At 62.7% G+C, this 2,951-nt stretch carries 2 tRNA genes and 2 rRNA genes; all 4 read right to left on the reverse strand.

Features of this window, described 5'->3' with window-relative positions:
* A 23S ribosomal RNA gene (locus F4Z81_08085) occupies positions 1-690 on the reverse strand; the annotation flags it as partial.
* A gap of 273 nt (positions 691-963) precedes the next feature.
* Positions 964-1,039 (reverse strand) — tRNA-Ala (locus tag F4Z81_08090).
* Between the two features lie 53 nt (positions 1,040-1,092).
* A tRNA-Ile gene (locus tag F4Z81_08095) sits at positions 1,093-1,169 on the reverse strand.
* 288 nt (positions 1,170-1,457) lie between these two features.
* A 16S ribosomal RNA gene (locus F4Z81_08100) occupies positions 1,458-2,951 on the reverse strand; the annotation flags it as partial.

A 2,951-nucleotide genomic window follows, 5' to 3' on the forward strand; every position in this document is an offset into this window, starting at 1 on the left:
ACGCCCTGTTCAGACTCGCTTTCGCTCCGGCTCCGCGACTCCCGTCGCTTAACCTCGCCACGAAGCGTAACTCGTCGGCTCATTCTTCAATAGGCACGCCGTCACCCGGCCGTAGCCAGGCTCCGACTGCTTGTAGGCACACGGTTTCAGGGACTATTTCACTCCCCTTCCGGGGTGCTTTTCACCTTTCCCTCACGGTACTGGTTCACTATCGGTCGCCACGGGTATTTAGCCTTGGAGAGTGGTCTCCCCAGCTTCCCACGGGATTTCTCGTGTCCCGAGGTACTCAGGATCCCGGCCTGGGCCGGATGGATTTCGCCTACGGGACTCTCACCCCCTGTGGCGGACCGTTCCAGGTCCTTCGGCTATCCATGCCGTGCTCCGTTCTGCCGGTCCTGCAACCCCGCCCTCCGTAGAGGACGGTTTGGGCTTCTCCCCGTTCGCTCGCCGCTACTAGGGGAATCGTTTCTTTTCCTCGGGGTACTGAGATGTTTCAGTTCCCCCGGTTCCCTCGATCCGGCCTATGTGTTCAGCCGGTCGTGACCCGCGATAAAGCGGGCCGGGTTGCCCCATTCGGAGATCTCCGGTTGAGCTTGCTAGACAGCTAGCCGGAGCTTTTCGCAGTCTTGCCACGTCCTTCATCGGCCCGTGACGCCTAGGCATCCGCCGTGCGCCCTTTGTAGCTTGACCCTTCGTCAGGCACTCCCGCGATCGTAGTCACCACCGCACCCGCCCCGGACCTCGAGGGCCATGGGCCGGCCGGCGGTTTCCCGCTCGCCGTAGTACTCCAACTGTGTTTCTCGTAGCTTGTTTTGCGCTCGTGCGCTCTTCCGTTGTGAAGGTGCCTGCCTGGGAGCGCTTCGCTCCCGCTCAGGACGCCGCCGGCGGCTTGCGCCGCGGCCGCGTGTCCCGCTGATGTGATGCCCGGCCACTCGCTCGAGGCAGATTGCACTCGAGGCTGGTTGGTGGAGCCGGGGGGACTCGAACCCCCGACTTCCGCCTTGCAAAGGCGGCGCTCTCCCAGCTGAGCTACGGCCCCACGCCTGTCCGGTCCTCTGGGTCGCTCGAGGCGACCTCGGCCGGTCCGGGTGCTGGTGGGCCATCCTGGATTCGAACCAGGGACCTCAGTCTTATCAGGACTGCGCTCTAACCAACTGAGCTAATGGCCCAGCGCTGCCCAAACCGGCGGCGCCGGAACTTCCGGCGCTGCCCGGAGACTGCCGCTCCCCGCGCACGGAGGCGCGGGGGGCGAAGGCACATCAACCGTTGGATAGCAGACAGAAGCGGCGCGCCGATCCCGTAGCGCGATGCGCATCACCAGCTCCGGCCAGCGGGGCGCGCACAACCCCATGCCCCGGGGACCTCGAGGGTCCTCGGAGCGGCCGGCAGCCGATCGACCTGGGTACTGTACCGGCCCCAACCGCACACCGTGCGGAGAGGAATATCCGGCAGAGGTATCCCTAGAAAGGAGGTGATCCAGCCGCAGCTTCCGCTACGGCTACCTTGTTACGACTTCGTCCCAGTCGCCGGTCCCACCCTGGACGCCTGCGTCCCGAAGGTTCGCGCAACGGCTTTAGGTGTTACCGACTCCCATGACGTGACGGGCGGTGTGTACAAGGCCCGGGAACGTATTCACCGCAGTATGGCTGACCTGCGGTTACTAGCAACTCCGGCTTCATGCAGGCGAGTTGCAGCCTGCAATCCGAACTGGGGACAGCTTTATCCGATTGGCTTCACCTCGCGGTTTCGCGACGGTCTGTACTGCCCATTGTAGCGTGCGAGTAGCCCAGGATGTAAGAGCCATGCTGACTTGACGTCATCCCCGCCTTCCTCCCGGTTGCTCCGGGCAGTCTCGCTAGAGAAATCCAACTAGCGACAAGGGTTGCGCTCGTTGCGGGACTTAACCCAACACCTCACGGCACGAGCTGACGACAGCCATGCAGCATCTGTGACGGCTCCCCGAAGGGTCCCCCGGCCTTTCGGCCAGGGTACCACCGACATGTCAAGCCCTGGTAAGGTTCTTCGCGTTGCATCGAATTAAACCACACGCTCCGCTGCTTGTGCGGGCCCCCGTCAATTCCTTTGAGTTTTAGCCTTGCGGCCGTAGTCCCCAGGCGGAGCACTTATCGCGTTAGCTGCGCTACCGAGGGGGTCGATACCCCCGACAGCTAGTGCTCATCGTTTACGGCGTGGACTACCCGGGTATCTAATCCGGTTCGCTCCCCACGCTTTCGCGCCTCAGCGTCAGGTCACCCCCAGAGAGTCGCTTTCGCCACTGGTGTTCCTCCCGATATCTACGCATTCCACCACTACACCGGGAATTCCACTCTCCTCTAGGTGCCTCAAGACTGGCAGTATCCGGGGACCTCTCACAGTTGAGCCGTGAGTTTTCACCCCGGACTGACCAGCCCGCCTGCGCGCGCTTTACGCCCAGTAAATCCGGACAACGCTCGCCACCTACGTATTACCGCGGCTGCTGGCACGTAGTTAGCCGTGGCTTATTCGCGAGGTACCGTCAGATCTTCGTCCCTCGCAAAAGGGGTTTACAACCCGAAGGCCTTCTTCCCCCACGCGGCGTTGCTGCGTCAGGCTTTCGCCCATTGCGCAAAATTCCTTGCTGCTGCCTCCCGCAGGAGTCTGGGCCGTGTCTCAGTCCCAATGTGGCTGACCACCCTCTCAGGCCAGCTATGGATCGTCGCCTTGGTAGGCCGTTACCCCACCAACCAGCTAATCCACCGCAGGCCCCTCCGAAAGCGCCCGAAGGCTTTGGTCCGTGGACCGTATGCGGTATTAGCACCGGTTTCCCGGTGTTATCCCCCACTTCCGGGCAGGTTCCTACGTGTTACTCACCCGTTCGCCGCTTTCAGCCGGCCGAAGCCGGTTTCGTCGCGCGACTTGCATGCATAAGGCACGCCGCCAGCGTTTATCCTGAGCCAGGATCAAACTCTCCA

Source organism: Gemmatimonadota bacterium, assembly GCA_009835325.1.
In the GTDB taxonomy this organism is placed as follows: domain Bacteria; phylum JAAXHH01; class JAAXHH01; order JAAXHH01; family JAAXHH01; genus JAAXHH01.